Below are 21,955 nucleotides of genomic sequence, written 5' to 3'. Positions count from 1 at the left end.
TCGTTCTGCTCTTAGACCGACATGGTCAATTTTTTGGGATGGCACTGACCTAGCCAAGCTACTGACTTGAATAAAAAAATTGCGAGCCGGCAGTTTTGTTTCTTTTGCTGTCAAAAGACAAAAGGCCCGTCCGGCCAGGACACGATAGAATCCTTTTAACTCGAAGCATAAAAGACATTTTTTTGTAGCATTCCTCTATCGGCTGGTGTCATCAGCTGCTGAAAACTTTTTTTCCACTGCGTTGGCTTGCCTCGGCTAGCCGCCGAACGGCTTTTACTTTTTTGCTTGATCAAAAAAGTAACAAAAAAATCAAGGCTTGGATCTGATGTCGGATTAGCGCGTAGAAATTTAAATGGCGGTAGCGCAAGGGCTCGATTCGCCTTGTAATACAGATTTGTTTTAGGAGCCGTTCGCCCTACCTTGGGTTGTGGGGAAATTTGAACGTTGGTGCAAAAATTTCAACGGCTTCTCCTTCCATCATTTCCTAGGCCGGAGAGCAGGGTGGCAATAGCATGATGAGAAAATAGGATGCAGACTTAGATTTATAACGAGGATGGCGATCGCTATCACTACCCAACAAGGCCAAGCCACCATCCCTTCGTTCTGCTCTTAGACCGGCATGGTCAATTTTTTGGGATGGCACTGACCTAGCCTAGCTACTGACATTTCCTAGGCCGGATAACAGGGTGGCAATAGCATGAGGAGAAAATAGGATGTAGACTTAGATTTATAACAAGAATGGCGATCGCTATCACTACCCAATAAGGCCAAACCACTGTTTCGTTCTGCTCTTAGACCGGCATGGTCAATTTTTTGGGATGGCACTGACCTAGCCTATCTACTGACTTGGATAAAAAAATTGCGAGCCGGCAGTTTTGTTTCTTTTGCTGTCAAAAGAAAAAAGGCCCGTCCGGCCAGGACAAAATAAGATCCTTTTAACACGAAGCGTAAAAGACATTTAGCTTTTCCGCGCGTTCATAAATACCTATAAAAACATAAATAACTTATGAATAAATCAAGGTTTAGAATCCCTTAAATCCGTTACTCGAATAAATTGGGAAGTCCAGTTAACCATAAGACGATAGCAAGTACTCGATCTCCGTCTATCTGCCAGTATTCTAATCTTATTTTAACACCAACAATAGTTTTTCTAATCTCAGCATAGCATTCTGCCAAATTTGACGTTTTAATGAGCAAAAATTATGCTAACGGCGATTTGTGCGTGTGGAAACACTATATATTTGCAACTGATATAATGGAAGGATTAAGAAATAAGTTATTAAAAAGCATTTTTGCGCTAATACTTTTGAGTGTATTGGCGTTAAAGGTTTGTGCTTTTTCTATTTCGTATTTTTCCAGTTCAACGGATGCATTTTCGATCGAAAAAAGTGCAGAAGAAAACAAAGATAAAGAAGACGAGGCGCTTGATAAAAACAAGAAGAAGTTAATGTTGTACGAATCATCGATAATTGATGTAGCACATTACTTCTGTATCAATCATTCTCCCCTTCCTGCTCAGCACTATCATGTCCAGATGGATGCACACCCACCTAAGAGTGTACCAACGCCGCCCCCCGATCTATTTTCTTAATTGAAGACAGAATTTTAATTTACCAAGCCTGTGTTTTAACAAAGGCATTGACAGGATTGATCTGCAGTATGCCGATCGCAGTTGTCGAAGTAAATTAGTTGTCGCTCCTTTTTATGCTGGTTTTTCCAACCCGCATTTTTAATATTTCACTAAAAGTTAAAAATAACAATGAAGAATCATCACGTTGCCGGTGTACCCACACCCTGGCAAAGATTGGTACGCATGCTTTATTACGAACGCAGCACCATCAATTACATTTACATTTATGCGATGTTAATTGGCCTCATCGGCCTCTCTTTACCCCTTGGTACCAGTGCCGTTTTCAACCTGTTATCTAACGGTGCCATGTACAGTTCTACCTATATTTTAATCGCTGTTATCTTGGTTGGTATTGTAGTAGGCGGACTATTATTAATCGGTCAGCTTACTTTAGTTGAAGTAATTGAACAAAAGATTTTCGCAAAAACAGCCATAGAATTTGCTTTTCGCTTACCGCGGATTAAAAAGAAAGCATTGGAGGGCGAAAATCCTTCCGAACTGATTAACCGCTTTTTTGACATTTTAACCATCCAGAAAGGCCTTACCAAGTTACTGGTTGATATTGTTGCAGCTGCCGTTCAGATATTTTTCAGTGTAATTTTGCTGTCTTTTTATCACCCTGTATTTATGGTTTTTGGAATGTTCGTTTTAATTGCGATCATTTTAATTTTAATCTTGTATTATCGTCGTGGCGTACAAACCAGTATCGAAGAATCTGAATATAAATACGAGGTTGCAGGGTACCTGGAAGAAATTGCAGCAGATTTGGATACCTATAGAAACAACAAAGAAAAGCAACGGCAAATTATCAATCGTACAGATGAAATTACCGCCAATTATATTCAGGCGCGAAATGATCACTTTTCTGTACTGAAGCGGTTTTTCATCAGTGCCGTGGCTATGCGTACAATATTGATGGGTTCTTTATTACTACTGGGTTCTTATTTCGTAGTAGAAAGGCAAATGACATTTGGTCAATTCGTTGCCGCAGAGGTAATTATTGTGCAAATTAGTTATGCCATCGAAAAATTAATGACCAATTTAAATACCGTTTTTGATATGGTGACCGGAAGTGAAAAACTTGCTGTGGTTACTGATCTTGAATTGGAGGAAGGAGATTTTAGCAATGGGTAAAATCAGTAATCACCAGGCGCAGATTCAAAACTGGCAGGAATTATCAGTTCAGGCAAATAGTAAAATATTAAATGCGAAAGGACCGAAAATGCTCGGCAGAGTTTTGCTGTTTATTATCATATTCTTTGCGATTTTACTTTTCCTTCCGTTCCGGCAAACCATTCCTGGGCGTGGTACGGTAACTGCGCTACGTCCGGAAGACAGACCGCAAACCGTTCAAAACCAGATTGGTGGAAGAATCGAACACTGGGCTGTACGCGAAGGACAAGAGGTTAAAAAAGGTGATACGATTCTGGTCATTTCAGAAACCAGTCAATCCTATTTCGACCCTGAACTTCCTACCCGATTAAACGAACAACTGGATGCCAAACGTGGAAGTGAAAGTGCGGCCGTGCAGAAAATTGATGCCACTAAAGGCCAGATGAAGGCCCTAAGTGATGGTTTGCGTTTCCAAATGAAGGCTGCAGAAAATAAGGTACGCCAGGCAAGGAACTATGTGAGTATTGATAGTGCAGAACTTCTGGCCGTTCAAAAGTTTTACGAAACGACCAAAACCAGATTGGAGCGTTATGAAACGGGGTATAAAAACGGCCTCTTTTCGCTTACTGACATCGAAACCCGAAGATTAAAACTTCAGGAAGATAATGCCAAAGTAATTAGTCAGCAAAACAAACTGAGCAACTCTACGCAGAATTTGCTTAATTCGAGTATCGAACTGGATAATATCCGAGCGAAATACCAGGAATCTCTGGCCAAAGCACAGTCTGACATGAGTTCGGCTATTTCGAGCAGAGCAAGTGCGCAGGGCGATATTGCTAAACTGCGGAATGATATTTCAAATATCAGCATCAGGCGCGGCCTGTATGTAGTACGGGCGCCCCAAGACGGCTATGTAGTTAAGACAATGAAGGCAGGGATCGGAGAAAATATCAAGGAAGGTGAATCAGTGGCTACACTGCAACCCAAATCACCAATGGTGGCCGCAGAACTTTATGTAAGTGCCATGGATGTGCCTTTGATTTTAGATACGAGCGATGTTCGATTACAATTTGAAGGCTGGCCTTCGGTGCAATTCTCAGGCTGGCCATCGGTAGCAGTCGGAACCTTTGCAGGAAAAGTTTCCTCCATAGACAGGGTAAGCAGTACTGGCGGAAAGTATCGCCTTTTAATTAGTCAAACTAACCCCGTACCTGCAAAAGATGAGCCCTGGCCAATACAACTTCGTCAGGGATCTGGTGTTTACGGACGCATTATTTTAAGATCGGTGCCACTTTGGTACGAGATCTGGCGACAGCTAAATGGCTTCCCTCCAAGTTTGGAAAAAGAGCCTGCGGGCGTGAGTAAGGATAAAAAATAATTGTGGAAACCATCATGAAAAAAGATTTTAAAGCGCTCTTTGTCGTTACCATGCTGTTGCTCTCTGCAATGATCACGAATTTGGCAAGTGGCCAGGATATGTCAGTTTTAAAAAAAGAAACAGATACTGCAAAAGTTTTTGAACTGGAAGATTTGCAAATGTTGGTTTTTAGGTATCATCCGGTGATTAAACAGTCTGCATTATTAAGTGAATCAGCCAAGGCAAATGTATTGCAATCTTTAGGGTACTTCGATCCCGAGCTTAAAGCAGGCTTTGCACGGAAACTTTTTGGAAATACAGAATATTATAACAAATGGAACAGCGAATTAAAAATTCCGCTTTGGCTGGCTGGTGCCGATTTAAAAATTGGTTATGACCGCAATGTGGGGACTTATGTAAATCCAGAAAGCCGAACCAATTCGCAAGGCTTGTCGGCAGTAGGTTTGAGTATCCCGCTAGGGCAAGGTTTATTGATTGATGCCCGGAGAAACACCCTCCGCCAAGCAAAAATAATGGTAGAATATGCAGAAGCAGAACAGCTTAAGCAGATTAATGCCGTGTGGTATGGTGCAGTAAAAGATTACTGGAACTGGTATTATGCCCATAAACAGTTTGCCTTAATTAATGAGGGATTAGAACTGGCCCAGCGCAGGTTTACAGCGTTGAGCAGACAAACCATCATGGGTGATAAGCCAGCCATAGACTCTGTTGAGGCCTATATTACGGTGCAGGAAAGAATTATTCAGAAGGAAAAAATGAAAATTGAGCTTCAAAATGCACAACTCGTACTTTCTAACCACCTTTGGAATGAAGATGGAAACCCGTTGGAATTACCTTTCGATGCGGTACCTCAAAACATAGATCTGGCTAAGGCGAAACCAAATCCGCTAATTTTAGATACGTTAATTGGCCAGGCTGCTAACCAACACCCGGAATTGGTGAAATTGAGAACTAAGGGGGCACAGCTTGCTGTAGAGCGAAGTTATCGGCAAGAATTGCTCAAACCGAAACTAAATGTAATGGGGAACCTACTTTCCAGCAGGACTGATTTCAACAGCGTTATTCCAGGCTATTATGATTTTAACTGGAGCAATTATAAGGTAGGAATTGAGTTTGCTTTACCTCTTTTTCTACGATCTGAACGAGGGAAATTAAGAGAAGTAAAAATTAAACAACAGGAACTAAACTTCGATCTTCAACAATACGGAAGAACGATCAGAAATGATATTACAGCATCATACAATGACCTTTCAGCTTATGCTGCGCAGTTGGCTGTTCAAATAAAGAGCATTGAAAACCAGCAGATTTTAGTTACCGGAGAAAATCAAAAATTTAGCCTCGGGGAAAGCACTTTGTTTCTGATTAATAGCCGGGAAACTAAGTTGATTGATATGAAAATTAAACAGGAAAGTATGGTTGCAGGCTACCAGAAGACACTTGCAGAACTGTATTATAAGGCTGGAACCAGGCAAAACGTCCGTTTTAATTAATAGCTGTAATACCAGACAGCAGGTGACAGGATAAGTTAAAATTGTTAGGTTATCGTTAAATGACCATACCCTGACCTGACCAAGTTTGGTTTAAATTTAATATTATCCGTTTATTTGTATACTTTATCGATAGGCATTTATATTCGATTTGTTTGGCTAAATAAATAGCATTCGATAATTATTAATTGCGCCTACCCTGTGCATAAAAATTAAATTAAATGAACAAGAGTCCTATATCAAGATTTTCGAACCATTCGGAAGACTATCAAAAATACAGACCACGATATCCTGAAGCAATTATTACTTACCTGGAGCAAAATATTGGCTTACATAAGGATAAATTAATTGCAGATATTGGGTCTGGAACAGGGATTTTTACTGAGTTGTTGTTAAAGAATGATTACCGGGTTCTGGCCGTTGAGCCAAACGAGCAAATGAGAAACCAGGCTGAAATTCGTTTAAATCAGTACGAAAAACTTGATCATATAACCGGAACAGCCGAACAAACTAATTTAGCAGATCACAGTGTTGATTTAATTACTGTTGCCCAGTCTTTTCATTGGTTTGATTTAGAACAAACTAAAACAGAGTTTAAGAGAATTTTAAAACCTGGCGGACACGTACTTCTGGTTTGGAATATTTTACAGCAGAAAAGTCAGTTTTTAAAAGCTTATCAGGCACTAAAAGATCAGTATGCAGATCGAAAACCCTACGTTGAAAAATTAGAAAATACGCGGATAGAAACTTTTCTCGGCCCAGCCGCTACGGTACGCCAGGAAATTTACCATAGTCGCCTGCTAAATAAGGATGAACTTTTGGGTTATTTCAGGTCATCGAGCTACTCCCCTGTTCAGGGAGAATCTGGTTATGAAAAACTGGTCGCAGAAATCGATCAGATTTTTTCTGAGCATGAGCAAAACGGTTTCGTAAAACTGGAATATGATGCAAAACTATTTTTCTCCTCATTTAAATAATAGAATTCGAATCCAGCCATCAATAGTGTTTGGGTTTCGATCATCATGAGCTATTTCAAAAACAACATTTTTATGTTAAACTGGCACATTATTCTTTGCAATCTACTTTTTAGTATATTTATCGGATGAATGCTTTTTACCTAACCGACATTTATGTTTACCCAATTAAATCGCTTGGTGGAATCAGGCTGGAAAAGGCATTTTTAGAAGAGAAAGGCCTTCAGTACGACAGGCGGTGGATGTTGATTGATCACGAAGGAACATTCGTTACGCAACGTAAACATCACCAACTTTCTTTGCTTCAGGTGCAGATCCATGGGGATAGGTTATTGGTTAACCATAAGGGAGACACACAATTACAAATTTCTTTTAACCTTAATGAAGATACGGGTGAAAGCATAGCCGTTACCGTTTGGGATGACACCGCTTTAGGGTTGGAAGTGAGTAAAAAGGTGAGCAGCTGGTTTTCAGATTACCTTGATTTTGAGGTGAGACTGGTTCGGATGTCTGATGAGGAAAAGATTCTGGTCGACCCACAATATGCGGCAAATGGCGAAACCAAAAGCTTTTCAGATGGTTATCCCTGTCTGATTATTGGACAATCTTCTCTTAATGGTTTAAATGAAAAATTAGATGTGCCGGTGAGCATGAACCGTTTCAGGCCAAATTTAGTGTTTTCTGGTGGAGTAGCACATGTTGAAGACAGCTTCAAAAACTTTAATATCGGAGAGATACTATTTTCTGCTGTAAAGCCTTGCGCCAGATGCGTATTAATTACTGTAGACCAGGAAACTGGAATAAAAGGTCAGGAGCCCTTAAGAACATTAGCCACTTACAGAACCCTGAATAAAAAGATTATGTTTGGCCAAAATCTGCTTCACCAGGGTACGGGAATACTTAGTGTTGGTGATGAAATCAACATACAAGACTGGAAAACAATTAACTAACCCATAAAAAACAGTGTTGATAATTATTTAGATTGGTTCTAAATAATTATCGCGAATTTTGGATCGTTATCCAAGCAGGAGGAATATCAAAACAATCAAATTGAATTATTAATTCATTTTGATTGGTGCGATCTTTATTTGATGAGCGATAATCACTAAACGTAAAACTAATTTACTGCCTTGCTGTTTAAGGCTTTGAATAAATAGTAGAAAGACGACAGAAATTTACCACATTGCCTAAATCAATTTGATTAATAGCGGAATAAGAAGCCTTGAACCAAAAATATAAATAAGCTTAACGAAGCATAAATAATGAATAACTTTAACCAAGAGTTTCCTGAATTTTTAAAAAACTTTGAACAAAACCTTAAACATCTATTTCAAGAAAAACATGATATTGATCAGTTAAGCTTGCAACGAGGCCTTCCGCCAGAATTGCTGAAAGAAATCATGGATCATGTGCCTTTATCAGTAGCCATTCCTTCGGCCTTTGGTGGCAGAGGATCTAAGGTTAAAGAATGCCTGGGCATTCTTTCTGCAGCTTCTTATGAATCTTTATCACTCTCTTTAACTTTCGGAATTAACATTGCTTTGTTTTTAGAACCTGTTGCCAAATATGGCAATGAGGAAATCAAGCAGGGGATTTTTGACCGTTTTTTGCATGAGCAAAATATGGGTGGTTTAATGATTACGGAACCTAACTTCGGAAGTGATGCGCTAAATATGCGAACCACCAATGTGGCTACCGAAGAAGGTTATAAAATTAAAGGGACTAAACATTGGCAGGGACTTACCGGAATGGCCAATTACTGGATTGTTGCGACCAGAAATGAAGGTAATGATGCTTCCCTATCAAGAGATATTGATTTTTTTGTTTGCGATGATACAAAACCTGATCAAAAAATAACGGTAGAAGAGTATTACGATAATGCAGGCTTATACCTGATCCCTTATGGCCTTAACCAACTTGATTTAAACGTTCCGAAAAACCATAAGCTTCAACCAGAAACTACCGGAATTAAGATGATGCTGGATATCCTCCACAGAAGCAGAATGCAGTTTCCGGGCATGGGAATGGGCTTTATTAAGCGCATGTTGGATGAAGCCTACAACCAGTGTAACAACAGAAAAGTTGGCATAGGCAATTTATTGGGAATGGATAATGTGAAGTTTCAAATTTCCAGGTTACAGGCAGCCTATACGATTTGTTCGGCCATGTGTGCGAAGAGTTCATCAATCAGCGGAATCGAAAATAATCTCGCAACAGAAGGATTAGAAGCCAATACCATGAAAACCGTCGTCACCGATTTCATGCAGGAAGCTGCACAATTACTTGTCCAGCTATCGGGTGCAAAGGGCTACCGTACCACGCACATTGGCGGAAGGGGAATTATGGATAGCCGTCCTTTTCAGATTTTTGAAGGATCAAACGAGATGCTTTATGCCCAAATTGGTGAAATGATTATTAAGGCCATGAAGAAGCAAAAACAGCCGCAACTTTACCAATACCTGAAAGATTTTCCACTGACCTCAAAGGCTACTGATCATTTTAAACAGGAACTTTCTTTTAACCCTGATGAACAACTGTCGCAAAGAAAAATGGTAGATCTGGGAAGAATTGTAGCCCGGATTATCTGTGTAGGTTATGTAATCGAACTTGGTGAAAAAGGCTTCAGAAAAGAATTGGTAGCCAACTGCATCATCATGCTTCAGCAAGAAGTTGCCAGCCTGATTACTTCCCTTAGGTTTAACAATGCAGTTATTGAAGTAAGTGACTATCATATGGATAGCTTGTGGTTAGATTTCGCTTAACCAAGTAGAATTGAACCGTATTTCATTTTACCTAATGCCTTAATGTTAAAAAATAAACCGATTATTTTCCAATCGTGTATAGCAGACGAAACATTAAGGCATTAGGTAGTTTAACACCTCAGCGATTTTGCTAATTTGTAATATCTAAATAAAGCTGTTCTATTTCCTGCTCGTTTCATCAAATAGCGCATTCAGTATGTTCAACCTTCCTGCTTTTCAATCACCTGTTTGTTAAGTCTGATAGCATTCCTTTCCGCTAGCTTTTACCCTACAACTTCAAGATATTAGTTTGATGAATGAATAATACAGCGGTTTCTATGCAGGATGGATCAGGATGGGTTAGTAAAATAAAAGTCCTAACCTCGTAACTGCAATTAACCAAATATATTCAACACGCTAAAAAAATACAGATAACAGCTATTTAATCTTAATTATTACGGCAACTACTGCTAAAGATGCTTTAACTGGCCGTAAAAAATTAAAATAATCAAACCAAAACCTTTTCAGACTTCACAAAATTGACTGAGACTTCCTTCATCACAAATAATTTACAATTAGAAAGATGTCTCATTAAAAGCAGTTTGACTTACAAACCAAATTTAAAAATGGCTACTAATTAAGAGCACCGAAATCCGACTTGATCAGGTCTGCGTTTCCAGACTGGCTTAAAACCGCTGATCTTTTCCATATTGGAATTTTGCCTGGTGCAATGATTCTGATTTTACTAACTAAATATTTATAATCAATAATTAAAACCTATGTATTTTAATTTACATTCCAAGTCGCTTCATTGGCGAAATGCATCTGGCAGTAAAAAGTTCCTGATTATGGGAATCTCTGCCCTTTCATTGATGATGGCGAGCACATCTGTTAACGCTGCCTTCCCGTTCAAAAACGAACATCCTTTCATTAAAAAACGATCAAATACTTTTGATGAAACTATAAAGGGAAAAATAACCGATGATAAAGGCGAAACGCTTGTAGGTGTAATTGTTAAAGTAAAGAATACAACTATAGTTACCACTACAGATGCTAACGGTGCCTTTTCTATCACCATTCCAACCGGAACAGCTAACCCGGTTTTAGTGGTTTCTTATGTGGGTTATACCACACAGGAAGTTGCGGTAAACGGACGGGCGAATATTACCGTTCAAATCAAAAGCGCCATTAACGATCTTGAAGAAGTGGTGGTAGTGGGTTACAACACGGTAAAGAAAAGCGATTTAACCGGGTCTGTGGTAAGTGTGGGTGCGGAAGAGATCAGATCGAGACCAGTAACCAACGCTTTGCAAGCCATTCAGGGTAAGGCAGCTGGTGTTGATATTACATCAAACGAGCGCCCAGGACAGTTGGGAAGTATTTTAATTCGTGGTGTACGCTCTTTAGGTGCAAGTAATGCTCCTTTATATGTAGTAGATGGGATTCCATTACAGGCAGGCGGGATCGATGCCATTAATCCAAATGACATTGAAAACATCGACATCCTAAAAGATGCATCAGCTACTGCTATTTATGGTTCACGTGGTGCAAATGGTGTGGTTTTGGTAACGACTAAAAAAGGTAAAGCCGGAAGGTTAACCATGGACTATGTAGGTACAGCAACCATCGAAACGCTACAGGATCGAATGGAAATGATGAACTCAGCACAATATGTTCAGTTCAGAAGAGACGCCTATTCTATTACTAATCCCACTTTGGCTCAAGACAGAACAATTTTCGCTGGAGACCCGAATGTGATCGCTAATCTAGAAAAAGCATGGGCTGGTGGAACTTACGACGGAAGTTTAATACCTACCACTGACTGGGGTGATTTAGTCACCAGAACCGGCTTTACCCAAGATCATGTATTAAGTGTAAGTGGCGGTACTGATAAAATCAAGGCTTACGGATCATTTGGTTATTTAAATCAAACAGGAACGCAGTTGGGTCAGGATTTTGAAAGATACAGTGGAAAATTAAGCGTTGAACTCAATCCGGTAAAATGGTTTAAAATGGGTCTTAATTTAACGGCAACCTATGGCTTACAGAATTATGGTTTCCAGGCGGCAAGTGCATCTGGTGCCGGCAACATTTATGCTGCTGCACGTGGCATGCTCCCTTTAGCTATCCCATTTGATGCAAATGGTAATAGAATTAACTTGCCTGGGGGAGATATCAACATCCAGAATCCAGTCCTTGAAGCAGATTACAACATCAACTTGCGCAAAACCTTAAGAACTTTGGGCTCCGCATTCGCAGAGGTTAACTTACTTAAAGGATTAAAATACCGCATTAATTTCGGTCCTGATTTTTCTAACTTTTATAATGGAAGGTATCAGGATGCGCGTTCTGTAAATCGCGACGCTGGTGTACCAGGATCTAACAACAACTTTGCACAATTGGATCAAAACAATAGATTTGCTTATACCCTTGACCATTTATTATACTATGATAAAACGCTCGGCAAACATAATTTCGGAGTAACCCTATTGCAAAGTTCTTCCTCTTTCAGGAATGAATCCTCATCCATGAGGGGAAGCAGAATCAACTTGGCTGCACCACTGTGGTACGGATTAGGAGGCGCAAATATTACTGCACTAGATGCCTTTGACACAAGCCTAAGAGAATCTACGTTAAACTCCTATATGGCGAGGGTAAATTATAGCTTTAATAATAAGTACTTGCTAACGGCTTCCGGCCGTTGGGATGGTGCCTCACAATTAGCTGCTGGTAATAAGTGGGATTTTTTCCCATCCGCTGCTTTTGCGTGGCGAATAGACCAGGAAGACTTTATGAAAGACATAAAGTGGGTAAATTCACTTAAAGCAAGGTTAGGCGTTGGTAGTACAGGAAATTCATCTGTAGATATTGGTAGTACACTGGGACTCTTACAACCACTTACCTATACCTTCGGTAGCGCTGCACAAGTTGGCTATGTAGCTTCTGATGCTTCTCTGGCGAATCCAATTTCATTCCCGAATAAATTATTAAGCTGGGAAAAAACACTACAATACAACTTAGGTATTGATTTTAGCTTATTGGCAGGAAGAATCAGTGGTTCCTTAGATATTTATAAATCTAACACTACCGATTTAATTTTGCTTAAGGACATTCCTATCATAAACGGCTACCCAACATCTTACGATAACATCGGCGAAACAAAAAATAGAGGTTTAGACTTGACTTTAAATACAGTTAATGTTAAAACAAAAGATTTTACCTGGGAATCTACCTTGAATTTCTCAACCAGTAAAGATGAAATTGTTAAACTTAACGGTGGCGATATGGTTACAAACCGTTTTTTTATTGGGCAAAGAAATGGCGTTGCTTACGATTTTGTAAAAGATGGAATCTGGCAAAACACACCTGCGGACTTAGCTGAAATTGAGAAATTTAAAGCTAATGGCAACAACTTCAGGGCTGGAGATATCAAAGTTAGAGATTTGAATGGCGACTATAGAATTGACGCCAATAATGACCGTAAGGTAATAGGCCAATATAATCCAAGCTGGACTGGTGGATTAACCAACACTTTCGGCTACAAAAATTTCGATTTATCCATCTTTATCGTAGCAAGATATAACTTCTTGATCGAAACTGGTGCAGAAGCATTACAAGGTCGCTTTGCACAACGTGTGTTAGATTATTGGACCCCTACAAACCCAACCAATGATTATCCAAGGCCAAATTATGGTAGTGCAGCTGGTGATCAGTATAAAAGTTCTATGAACTACCAGGATGGATCTTTTATCAAAATCAGAAACATTTCACTGGGTTATAATTTTGCAGAGAATGTGGCAAAGAAATTAACACTATCGAGGTTAAGGGTTTATGCACAAGCAATTAACCCAGGCTTGATCTATTCAAAAGTTAAATGGATCGACCCGGATTTACTTACTTCCACTTTTAACAGAGGTATTGTATTTGGAATTAACGCAAGTTTCTAAAATTAAACTGAACTTGAGGTATTTATCATTCAATTTAAATACGTTAAGCAGTTCAAACAAAATATTGAGATGAAAAAAATTATAAATTTAATATCAGGCGTAGCATTACTGGGCGGTTTAATGGTGTTACCTACTTCCTGTAAAAAAAGCTTCCTTGATGAAGAAGTGATCAATTCCCGCAATACATCTGATTTCACGACCACACTTGGCCTAAATGACCTGGCGGTGGGGATGTATCAAACTCTAAAATTCCATTTTAATTATACCTGGGCTTATACCAGCACCAATTATGGTGTTGATGAATTTACCGTTGGTGGTGATAGAACAGAGCAAATGTGGAACTCTTACGACGGAACCCTAAACTCATTTAATAGTGATGTTCGAGCAATTTTCGACAACATGTATACTAATATTAACTCGGCAAACATTCTAATCAAAAATGTACCCGTCTACTATGAAGGTGCAGATAAAAATGCCCGTTTAGGTGAAGGTTATTTTATGCGTGCTTTTGATTACTTTAAGTTAGTGAAGCAATATGGTGGGGTTCCCCTTCAGCTTGAATCTTTAGAAGTAATTAAAGAAGACTTTACCAGAAATTCGGCTAAAGAAGTTTACGATCAGGTAATTAAAGATTTTACACAGGCTTATGATCTACTCCCTGCTACTCCTAGTCAACCTGGTAGAATTACCAAATGGGCTGCTGCTCACTTTTTAGCCAAAGCTTACTTATTCCGTGCAAGCGAACTTTATAACGACTGGAATAGTGATACCAAAACTGCAGATCTTCAGAATGCAGTGAGATACGCTGATCTTGTCATCAATAGTGGTGCGCATACTTTAGCCACCAATTATAGTGACCTTTGGAATTTTACTACGGTAGATGGACCGAACGAAAACAACAGAGAAGTCATCTTATCAGCACAGTTCTCTAACAACACCGCCACACAAGGCCGTTACGGAAATCAGGTTCACTTGTATTATCCATCTGTTTATCAAACCCTTCCGGGTATGGTTCGGGATATTGCAGGCGGACGTGAATTCCAAAGATTGAAAACTACAGACTATGCAATTGATGTTTATGACCGTGTAAACGATTCGCGCTTCTGGAAAAGTTTTAAAACGCGGTATATTGCAAACAATGCCGCTAACTTACCTAGATGGACAGCTGCTAATGCCCCAACTCCTGCTCAGGTAAATCAACCGAAATTTACTGTTGGTCAGGAATCAATTCTTTACATCGTAAATGATGCTGGCGATACCCGTTATACCAGCACGAACATTGCCCTACGGGCGCCAAGTATGTTTGTCAGGTATTTTTCTGGCCAGCCGCAAAGCTATTTAAATGCCCATGGAAATTATGGCGTGAGTCAGTATGTAGCTTTATCTAAGTTTATGGATGGTTCCAGAAATTTAGTGGCTTCACAATTTGGTCAACGTGATGGGATTTTGGCAAGATTGGGTGAGACTTATCTGATTGCTGCTGAAGCTGCCGGAAGACAAGGCTTATATGGTCAGGCAATTGCCTATTTAAACAGGGTTCGCGATCGTGCAGCTTATAAAGATGGGGAAGATCGTTCTTCGTATGTTGATGGCGGTATTTCTTACAGAACCAATCCGGCGGTAACTAATGCTAATGTTTCCTATTCAGATAGAAACACTTATTTCGAATCGAACAATATTCCGGTGAGCAGTACAAACACCTTAACGCCAATGCACTTAAACAGCGAAGCTGATATCTTTAATTCAAACAAAGAATTTTATGATAGAATTGGCGCAGTTTCTCAAGCGGATAAATTTACGGCTTTCATCCTGAATGAGCGTTCAAGGGAGTTAATGGGCGAACTTCAAAGATGGGAAGATCTTGCCCGGACAAAAACATTAATAGCAAGAACGTCAGCTTTTAATGGGGAGGCTAAACCGCAGGAAAACAAACATTATTTAAGACCGATACCACAATCTTTTTTAGATGTAATTAAAATAAACGGTGCGGCTTTATCACCTGCACAAAAACAGGCTATGCAAAATCCAAACTGGTAGATTCAAGTAATTTTCATTCAAAGCGCAATTGGTTCGAGGCCAATTGCGCTTTTCGTTTTAAAGACCGTTTCCAGTTTTCATTTTTTCAAACGATTGAATTGCTACTAAATCCATTTGTAACAGATCTATGGCACATTTTGCAGGATGGAACAGGATGGTTTACCGCTTTATTAACGGTAAAATCGTATTAGTAGCTAGCCAAATATCTTTCACTGCTTCCGTTTTTTGTCCGTTGGCGAAACCGGCTGATCTGATATTTTTTTAAGCTTATTTTTTTATGCTTATCAATAGGTTTAGCTACCCATATTCAGATCACATCAATATTAATCACGCTAAAATACTGCACGCTAATCCATCCGCTAAATGAAAATGCTCAAATTTTTCTTATTGTTGTCTTTAAGCCTAACAACTGGCTACATGCATGCTCAAACCAATAGCCCGGTTCGGAAAACATATAATTTTAATCCGGGATGGAAATTATATGTCGGAGATGAGCAAAGTGCAGAAACCGTTGATTTTGATGATTCTAAATGGAAATCGATTACCTTACCCCATGCCTGGAATGAAGACGAAGCTTTCAAAAAATCAATCGAACAGCTATCTACCGGGATCGCCTGGTACCGCAAACATTTCAGAGTTGCAGATGGGAAAGACAAAAAAATATTTTTAGAATTTGAAGGGATCAGGCAGGCCGGAGAATTTTACCTCAATGGTAAATTTATCGGCCGGCATGAAAATGGCGTTACATCATTTGGTTTCGACATCAGCGATTTAATCGACCCCAATAAAGACAATGTTTTAGCAGTGAGAATTGATAATGCCTGGAACTATAGAGAAAAGGCCACCAACTCTGGCTATCAATGGAGCGATAAAAACTTTAATGCAAATTATGGCGGAATTTCAAAAAATGTGCGTTTGCATGTCACCGCGAAACTTTATCAAACTTTGCCACTTCATGCTATTTTAAATACCAAAGGCAATTATATCTACGCCAAAAACTTTGACATTACAGGTAAAAGCGCCGTCATCGTAGCTGAATCGGAGGTAAAAAATGAAACTTCCTCAGCTCAAAATGTTAAATACGAAGTAGAAATTAAAGATGCTGAAGGGAAAATAATTAAAACATTTGGTTCCGCAACGCAAAATATTGAAGCTGGCACCATAACAACGCTCAAAGCAGAATCATTGGTAAATGGACTTCATTTCTGGAGCTGGGGTTATGGCTATTTGTATACCGTAACCTCTCGCCTGCAGATAAATGGAAATACCATTGATGAATTAAATACAAAAACGGGTTTCAGAAAGGGCGAGTTCAAAAACGGGATGGTCTATCTGAACGATCGGGTATTAATGATGAAAGGCTATGCTCAACGCACCAGTAACGAGTGGCCTGCCATTGGTTTATCTGTACCAGCCTGGCTAAGTGATTACAGCAATGGTTTAATGGTAGAAAGCAATGCGAATTTAGTAAGATGGATGCATATTGCACCTTGGAAACAGGATGTAGAATCTTGCGACCGGGTGGGCTTAATCCAGGCCATGCCTGCGGGAGATGCAGAGAAAGATGTAACAGGTGTACGCTGGGATCAACGAAAATCTGTGATGATGGATGCTATCATTTACAACAGGAACAACCCCAGTATCCTGTTCTACGAGTGTGGCAACGAATCCATCAGCGCTGCACATATGGAAGAAATGAAAGCCATCAGGGATCAGTTCGATCCGCATGGCGGCAGGGCAATTGGATCAAGAGAAATGCTGGATATTCCGGCTGCAGAATACGGTGGTGAAATGTTATACATCAATAAAAGTGCAACCAAACCGCTCTGGAGTATGGAATATGCTCGTGATGAAGGCTTGAGAAAATACTGGGATGAATTTTCTCCACCCTTTCATAAAGATGGCGCCGGACCACTTTATAAAGGTGCAGATGCCAGCATTTACAACCGCAATCAGGATACGCATGCTATCGAAAGCGTAATCCGGTGGAACGAATATTATAAAGAAAGACCCGGAACCGGAACCCGGGTGAGCTCAGGCGGGGTGAATATTATCTTTTCTGATTCAAATACCCATTATCGTGGAGAAGAAAACTACCGCCGAAGCGGAGAAGTAGATCCGATGAGAATCCCTAAAGATGCTTTTTTTGCGCATCAGGTAATTTGGGATGGTTGGGTTGATGCTAAAAAAACAGGCATCCACATCATCGGGCATTGGAACTATAAAGCTGATACGAAGAAAAATGTTTATGTAGTAGCCTCTGGCGATAAAACGCAGTTATTTATAAATGGAAAATCTCTTGGTTTTGGGAATAAAAGCGAAGGATTTCTTTATACATTCAAAAATGTGAGTTATCAATCAGGAACGTTAAAAGCGATTTCTTACGACTCCAAAAACAGAAAACTGGCGGAGATCCAGATTAAAACTTCGGGTGAACCAGTGGCTTTAAAACTGACTAAAATACTAAATCCAACTGGCTTCAAGGCAGACGGTGCCGACCTGGCGCTGGTAGAAGTTGAGGTAGTTGACGCTGCAGGTAACCGTTGCCCAATCGCTTTAAACATGATCAATTTCGAACTTGACGGTCCGGCTGAATGGCGTGGCGGAATTGCGCAGGGGCCAGATAACTATATTTTAGCTAAACAGTTACTAGTGGAAGGTGGTGTAAACCGCGTTTTAATCCGTTCCACAACCGCTGCCGGAAAAATTAACCTCACCGCAAAGGCGGATGGCTTGAAGACAGCTGCAATTGTTTTAGAGACCTTACCGATTCAAGTTCAGGATGGATTATCTGTCCAGCTTCCGGCAGATGGTTTAAAATCAAACCTGAAAAGAGGTGAAACCCCTGTTGAACAGACCTACCAGGTAAGCAGAAAAGCAATAAAAATTGTGGGCGCCACTGCAGGTGCAAACAGCGACAAAACCAGATTTAGCTACGATGATAATGAATTGAGCGACTGGGTTAATGACGGAAACATCAACACTGCGTGGATTAAATATGAGCTTGAAAAAACGAGTACGATTACTGAAGTAGCATTAAAGGTGAACGGTTTCAGGACCAAAATCTACCCGATCCGGATCCTGGTAGATGGTAAAGAAGTATTTAAAGGCAATACCGTTCCCAGCCTCGGTTACTTTACGGCGATCTGTAAACCCACTAAAGGAAAAACGGTAACTGTACAATTGCTAAATTCGGGCGAGGCCACCGCTGAAAGTAAAAAAATTGGTGTAGAAGTAAATGGCAAAAAGCTGGATGATGGCATTGAAAGAGCCGAGACAAAATCTAAAGGTGGTTTAAGCATTATTGAAGCTGAAATTTACGAATCAAAATAAAAGCGTAGCAACCTCAACCCTATTCATCTCTACTATGAAAAAATACATCAAACTTCCTGCCGTAGTGTTGCTCTGCTTCGGACTGCTCAATAGTAGTTATGCTCAAAATAAAGCAGCTGTCGAGGTCAACTTTGATCGCAAAATTGGTGAGATGAAACCCATCTGGGCTTGGTTTGGTTATGATGAACCAAATTATACGTACATGAAGGATGGGCAGAAATTATTAACCGACCTTTCGAAAATAAGTCCGGTTCCGGTTTATGTACGGGCACATAACTTGTTAACTTCGGGTGATGGAACCCCGGCACTGAAATGGGGATCAACAAATGCCTACACCGAAGATGCCCATGGGAATCCGGTTTATAACTGGACCATCGTTGACCGGATTTTTGACACCTATGTAAAACGAGGTATGAAACCCCTGGCACAAATAGGTTTTATGCCCGAAGCCTTATCCATCAAGCCGCAACCTTACCAGCACAAATGGAAACCGGGTACACGTTATGAAGAAATTTTAACTGGCTGGGCCTATCCACCAAAAGACTATCAAAAATGGGGCAACCTGGTATACGAATGGGTAAAACATTGCGTAGACAGGTACGGACAAAAAGAAGTGGAAAGCTGGTATTGGGAAGTTTGGAATGAAGCTGACGGGGCCTACTGGAAGGGTACGCAGGCGGAGTTTTTCAAATTGTACGATTACGCCGCCGATGGATTGAAGAGAGCCTTGCCAACGGCAAAAATTGGTGGTGCAAATGTAACCGGAGGCGGAAGCAACTACCTCGATGCATTTATTAAACACTGCCTTGCTGATACCAATTATGCTACCGGCAAAATTGGATCTCCTTTAGATGCGGTATTGTTTCATGCAAAGGGCTCACCTAAAGTGATTAACAATGTGGTGGTTATGAGCATCCGCACCGAACTCCGGAATGTAGAATCGAACTATAAAGTGATCAGTAAATATCCGCAACTTAAAAATATTCCGGTGATTATCGGTGAGTTTGATCCCGAAGGTTGTGCCGCCTGTGGCATGTCTACCAATCCTGAAAATGCCTACAGAAATGGCACCATGTATTCAAGTTATACTGCTGCATCTTTTGCAAGACTTTACGAATTGACAGATCTATATAAAATAAATCTCTTAGGCGCTGTAAGCTGGTCGTTCGAGTTTGAAAACCAGCCGTGGTTTGCTGGATTCAGAGACCTTGCCACCAACGGAATCAACAAACCAGTTTTTAATGTATTTAAGATGTTAGGTATGATGAAAGGCAATCGGGTTGAAGCCACCAGTAATCAGATGTATCCATTAAAAACGGTACTCGATTCAAGCATCAGAAAGGCTACTGCAGATATGGGTGTACTGGCTACAAACGATCCGCAATCTGCCTCTGTTCTGGTTTGGAATTATCATGATGAAGATAAAAAGGGAACTGTAGATTCTGTATTGGTAAACTTTAAAGGCTTAATTAAGAAACAAGTGGTGGTAACGCACTACCGCATTGATGATGTGCACAGTAATTCTTATGAAATGTGGAAAAAAATGGGCGCTCCACAACAACCAACAGCCGCACAAATTTTAACGCTGTCCAAATCAAGTGAATTGAAAACAATCGGAAAACCGGTAAAATACAACACTGCTAGCGGTCCTTTTAAATTCTTGCTACCCAGACAAGGCATTTCCTTATTGAGTATTAAATGAAAATGATTTTAATGAATTTTATTTACACCAGAGCCATTACCATACTATTGTTATCCCTATTTTTCGGCATAACAAATACAGCACTTTCGCAAGTTATTGAAAACGATTCCTTTTGGAAAACGAAAGATGGCCAACCTATTAATAGCCAGGGTGGCGGCATTTTTAAATTTAAAGACCCAAAATCGGGTGTTAAAAAGTATTATTGGTATGGTGTACATTATGCGGAGGCTGATCTTTACCGAAATGATCCATCGGTTACACAGCAGAATGCCACTTTCGAATCGGTAACCTGTTACAGTTCTACCGACCTCACTAATTGGGAAACCGAGGGTGATGTACTCACTAAAAGTGAAACCAATAAGACGATGAAAACATGGGTTGGCCGATTAGGAGTGGCTTACGTAAAAGAACTACATAAATATTCCATGTTTGTTCAGCATGGCAAAGAGGTATTAATTGCCATTTCTGATTTACCTACTGGCCCTTTTACTACTCATCAGCACATTAATATGGAACCTTTAATCGGCACTTCGAACACAGGCGACCAAACTGTATTTACCGATGAAGACACCGGCAAGTCTTACCTGATTTATTCTTATGGCCGTGGACGCAACAAAATCTATATTTCTGAAATTGGTGTAAAAGATGGGAAGGTGAACCTTTTGGATTGCCAGCAGATTTTTCAAGGCGAAAGCCGGGAGGGAAATTGCATGTTCAAATACCAGGGTAAATATTACATGTACGCTTCCAACATTTACGGCTGGGATGGCTCACTGGCCTATTATTTAGTAGCTGATGATATACGTGGCCCCTACCTCCCAACAAACAAGATGCTGGTAACTAAAGGCAGCGAGGCTGATTATGCACACGTTTCGCAAACTGGCTTTTTTGTCAATGTAAAAGGATCAGCAACAGAAACAGTGATTTACTGTGGCGATCGCTGGGCTGATTTCGCAGGAAATGGATTAGGTTATAATCAGTGGTGTCCCCTATCTTTTGATGGGTCAACCCCTTATTTCAATTCGCTTCACTCATGGATTTTAAATGAGAAAACTGGCGAATGGAAGGTTGCAAAAGACAATAATTACGTTAAGAACGGTAGTTTTGAAGCTGACCGTAAGCGGATTCCAAGTGTGGTTAAACCCGTACAAACTGCACTAACGGGTTGGGATACAGAAATCGTAAAAGGTAATCTGGTAAGTTTAGACAGCGCAACCTCACCAGATTTAAATCATTTTAATACCCAGCCGGAAAGAAAGGTAGTGGTTGGAGAGAAAAGTTTAAATATCAGTGACCGGATTGATTTTGAACGAAAGGTTTCTCAGGTAATTTCTTCCTCTCCTTACGTCGTTTTGCCAGATGGCACTTATAAGTTAACTGCGAAGGTAAAAAATAGTAAAGGTTTTAGCCAACTGGCGATGTATGCTGTGAGTGCAAATAAGCAGGAAAAATATTCCATCACAGATGAAAATACGGAATGGGAAACGATCTCGACCAATATTGCCGTTAAAGGAGGAAAGGTTGAAATTGGGTTTAGTGCCAGTGGAAAGGCTAGTTCATTTTGTCTGGTTGATGATGTATCCCTGGTGAAAATAAAACAGTAAAATTTGAAA

Annotated in this window: 12 protein-coding genes; all 12 read left to right on the top strand. The window is 40.1% G+C overall.

All coding sequences use genetic code 11. The features are described 5' to 3' along the window. The first annotated feature begins 1,189 nt into the window (after positions 1–1,189). The 12 genes from SOM16_RS19160 (at position 1,190) to SOM16_RS19105 (ending at position 21,946) form a co-directional block, all read left to right on the top strand. The gene (locus tag SOM16_RS19160; protein ID WP_320465609.1) at positions 1,190–1,591 is read left to right on the top strand and encodes a hypothetical protein; all 402 of its coding nucleotides are present in this window, start codon (positions 1,190–1,192) and stop codon (positions 1,589–1,591) included. A 168-nt stretch (positions 1,592–1,759) separates the two neighbouring features. Then, a complete protein-coding gene (locus SOM16_RS19155) occupies positions 1,760–2,764 on the top strand; it encodes an ABC transporter transmembrane domain-containing protein (protein WP_320465608.1) in 1,005 nt (334 codons plus the stop codon). After that, entirely contained in the window at positions 2,730–4,121 is a 1,392-nt protein-coding gene (locus tag SOM16_RS19150; protein WP_320465607.1) for an HlyD family secretion protein, read from the top strand. Before SOM16_RS19155 ends, SOM16_RS19150 begins: the two co-directional genes overlap by 35 nt. A 14-nt stretch (positions 4,122–4,135) precedes the next feature. Further along, on the top strand, positions 4,136–5,611 hold the full coding sequence (locus tag SOM16_RS19145; protein WP_320465606.1) for a TolC family protein: 1,476 nt from the start codon (positions 4,136–4,138) through the stop codon (positions 5,609–5,611). Positions 5,612–5,829: 218 nt separating this feature from the next. Continuing rightward, positions 5,830–6,585, top strand: coding sequence for a class I SAM-dependent methyltransferase (locus SOM16_RS19140; RefSeq protein ID WP_320465605.1), 756 nt, complete (start codon positions 5,830–5,832; stop codon positions 6,583–6,585). A gap of 125 nt (positions 6,586–6,710) precedes the next feature. Then, a complete protein-coding gene (locus tag SOM16_RS19135; RefSeq protein WP_320465604.1) occupies positions 6,711–7,532 on the top strand; it encodes an MOSC domain-containing protein in 822 nt (273 codons plus the stop codon). Between the two features lie 312 nt (positions 7,533–7,844). Next, complete coding sequence (locus SOM16_RS19130; RefSeq protein ID WP_320465603.1) at positions 7,845–9,344, top strand: acyl-CoA dehydrogenase family protein; 1,500 nt, start codon at positions 7,845–7,847, stop codon at positions 9,342–9,344. A 758-nt stretch (positions 9,345–10,102) separates the two neighbouring features. After that, positions 10,103–13,270, top strand: coding sequence for a SusC/RagA family TonB-linked outer membrane protein (locus SOM16_RS19125; protein WP_320465602.1), 3,168 nt, complete (start codon positions 10,103–10,105; stop codon positions 13,268–13,270). 69 nt (positions 13,271–13,339) lie between these two features. Continuing rightward, the gene (locus SOM16_RS19120; protein WP_320465601.1) at positions 13,340–15,307 is read left to right on the top strand and encodes a RagB/SusD family nutrient uptake outer membrane protein; all 1,968 of its coding nucleotides are present in this window, start codon (positions 13,340–13,342) and stop codon (positions 15,305–15,307) included. Positions 15,308–15,676: 369 nt separating this feature from the next. Then, positions 15,677–18,640, top strand: coding sequence for a glycoside hydrolase family 2 protein (locus SOM16_RS19115; protein WP_320465600.1), 2,964 nt, complete (start codon positions 15,677–15,679; stop codon positions 18,638–18,640). A 34-nt stretch (positions 18,641–18,674) separates the two neighbouring features. Next, entirely contained in the window at positions 18,675–20,342 is a 1,668-nt protein-coding gene (locus SOM16_RS19110; protein ID WP_320465599.1) for a GH39 family glycosyl hydrolase, read from the top strand. Beyond that, complete coding sequence (locus SOM16_RS19105; protein ID WP_320465598.1) at positions 20,339–21,946, top strand: family 43 glycosylhydrolase; 1,608 nt, start codon at positions 20,339–20,341, stop codon at positions 21,944–21,946. Before SOM16_RS19110 ends, SOM16_RS19105 begins: the two co-directional genes overlap by 4 nt. Positions 21,947–21,955: the final 9 nt, after the last annotated feature.

The organism is Pedobacter sp. CFBP9032 (genome assembly GCF_034045265.1).
In the GTDB taxonomy this organism is placed as follows: Bacteria; Bacteroidota; Bacteroidia; order Sphingobacteriales; family Sphingobacteriaceae; genus Pedobacter.
The sequence above is the reverse complement of the archived record's forward strand: the minus strand, read 5'-3'. Positions and strand labels throughout refer to the sequence as shown.

Bases quoted from the DNA above. Each gene is read 5' to 3' on its own strand.
- SOM16_RS19125 (WP_320465602.1), top strand. From the start codon at position 10,103: ATGTATTTTAATTTACATTCCAAGTCGCTTCATTGGCGAAATGCATCT.
- SOM16_RS19105 (WP_320465598.1), top strand. From the start codon at position 20,339: ATGAAAATGATTTTAATGAATTTTATTTACACCAGAGCCATTACCATA.
- SOM16_RS19140 (WP_320465605.1), top strand. From the start codon at position 5,830: ATGAACAAGAGTCCTATATCAAGATTTTCGAACCATTCGGAAGACTAT.
- SOM16_RS19110 (WP_320465599.1), top strand. From the start codon at position 18,675: ATGAAAAAATACATCAAACTTCCTGCCGTAGTGTTGCTCTGCTTCGGA.
- SOM16_RS19130 (WP_320465603.1), top strand. From the start codon at position 7,845: ATGAATAACTTTAACCAAGAGTTTCCTGAATTTTTAAAAAACTTTGAA.
- SOM16_RS19135 (WP_320465604.1), top strand. From the start codon at position 6,711: ATGAATGCTTTTTACCTAACCGACATTTATGTTTACCCAATTAAATCG.
- SOM16_RS19145 (WP_320465606.1), top strand. From the start codon at position 4,136: ATGAAAAAAGATTTTAAAGCGCTCTTTGTCGTTACCATGCTGTTGCTC.
- SOM16_RS19120 (WP_320465601.1), top strand. From the start codon at position 13,340: ATGAAAAAAATTATAAATTTAATATCAGGCGTAGCATTACTGGGCGGT.
- SOM16_RS19160 (WP_320465609.1), top strand. From the start codon at position 1,190: ATGAGCAAAAATTATGCTAACGGCGATTTGTGCGTGTGGAAACACTAT.
- SOM16_RS19155 (WP_320465608.1), top strand. From the start codon at position 1,760: ATGAAGAATCATCACGTTGCCGGTGTACCCACACCCTGGCAAAGATTG.
- SOM16_RS19115 (WP_320465600.1), top strand. From the start codon at position 15,677: ATGCTCAAATTTTTCTTATTGTTGTCTTTAAGCCTAACAACTGGCTAC.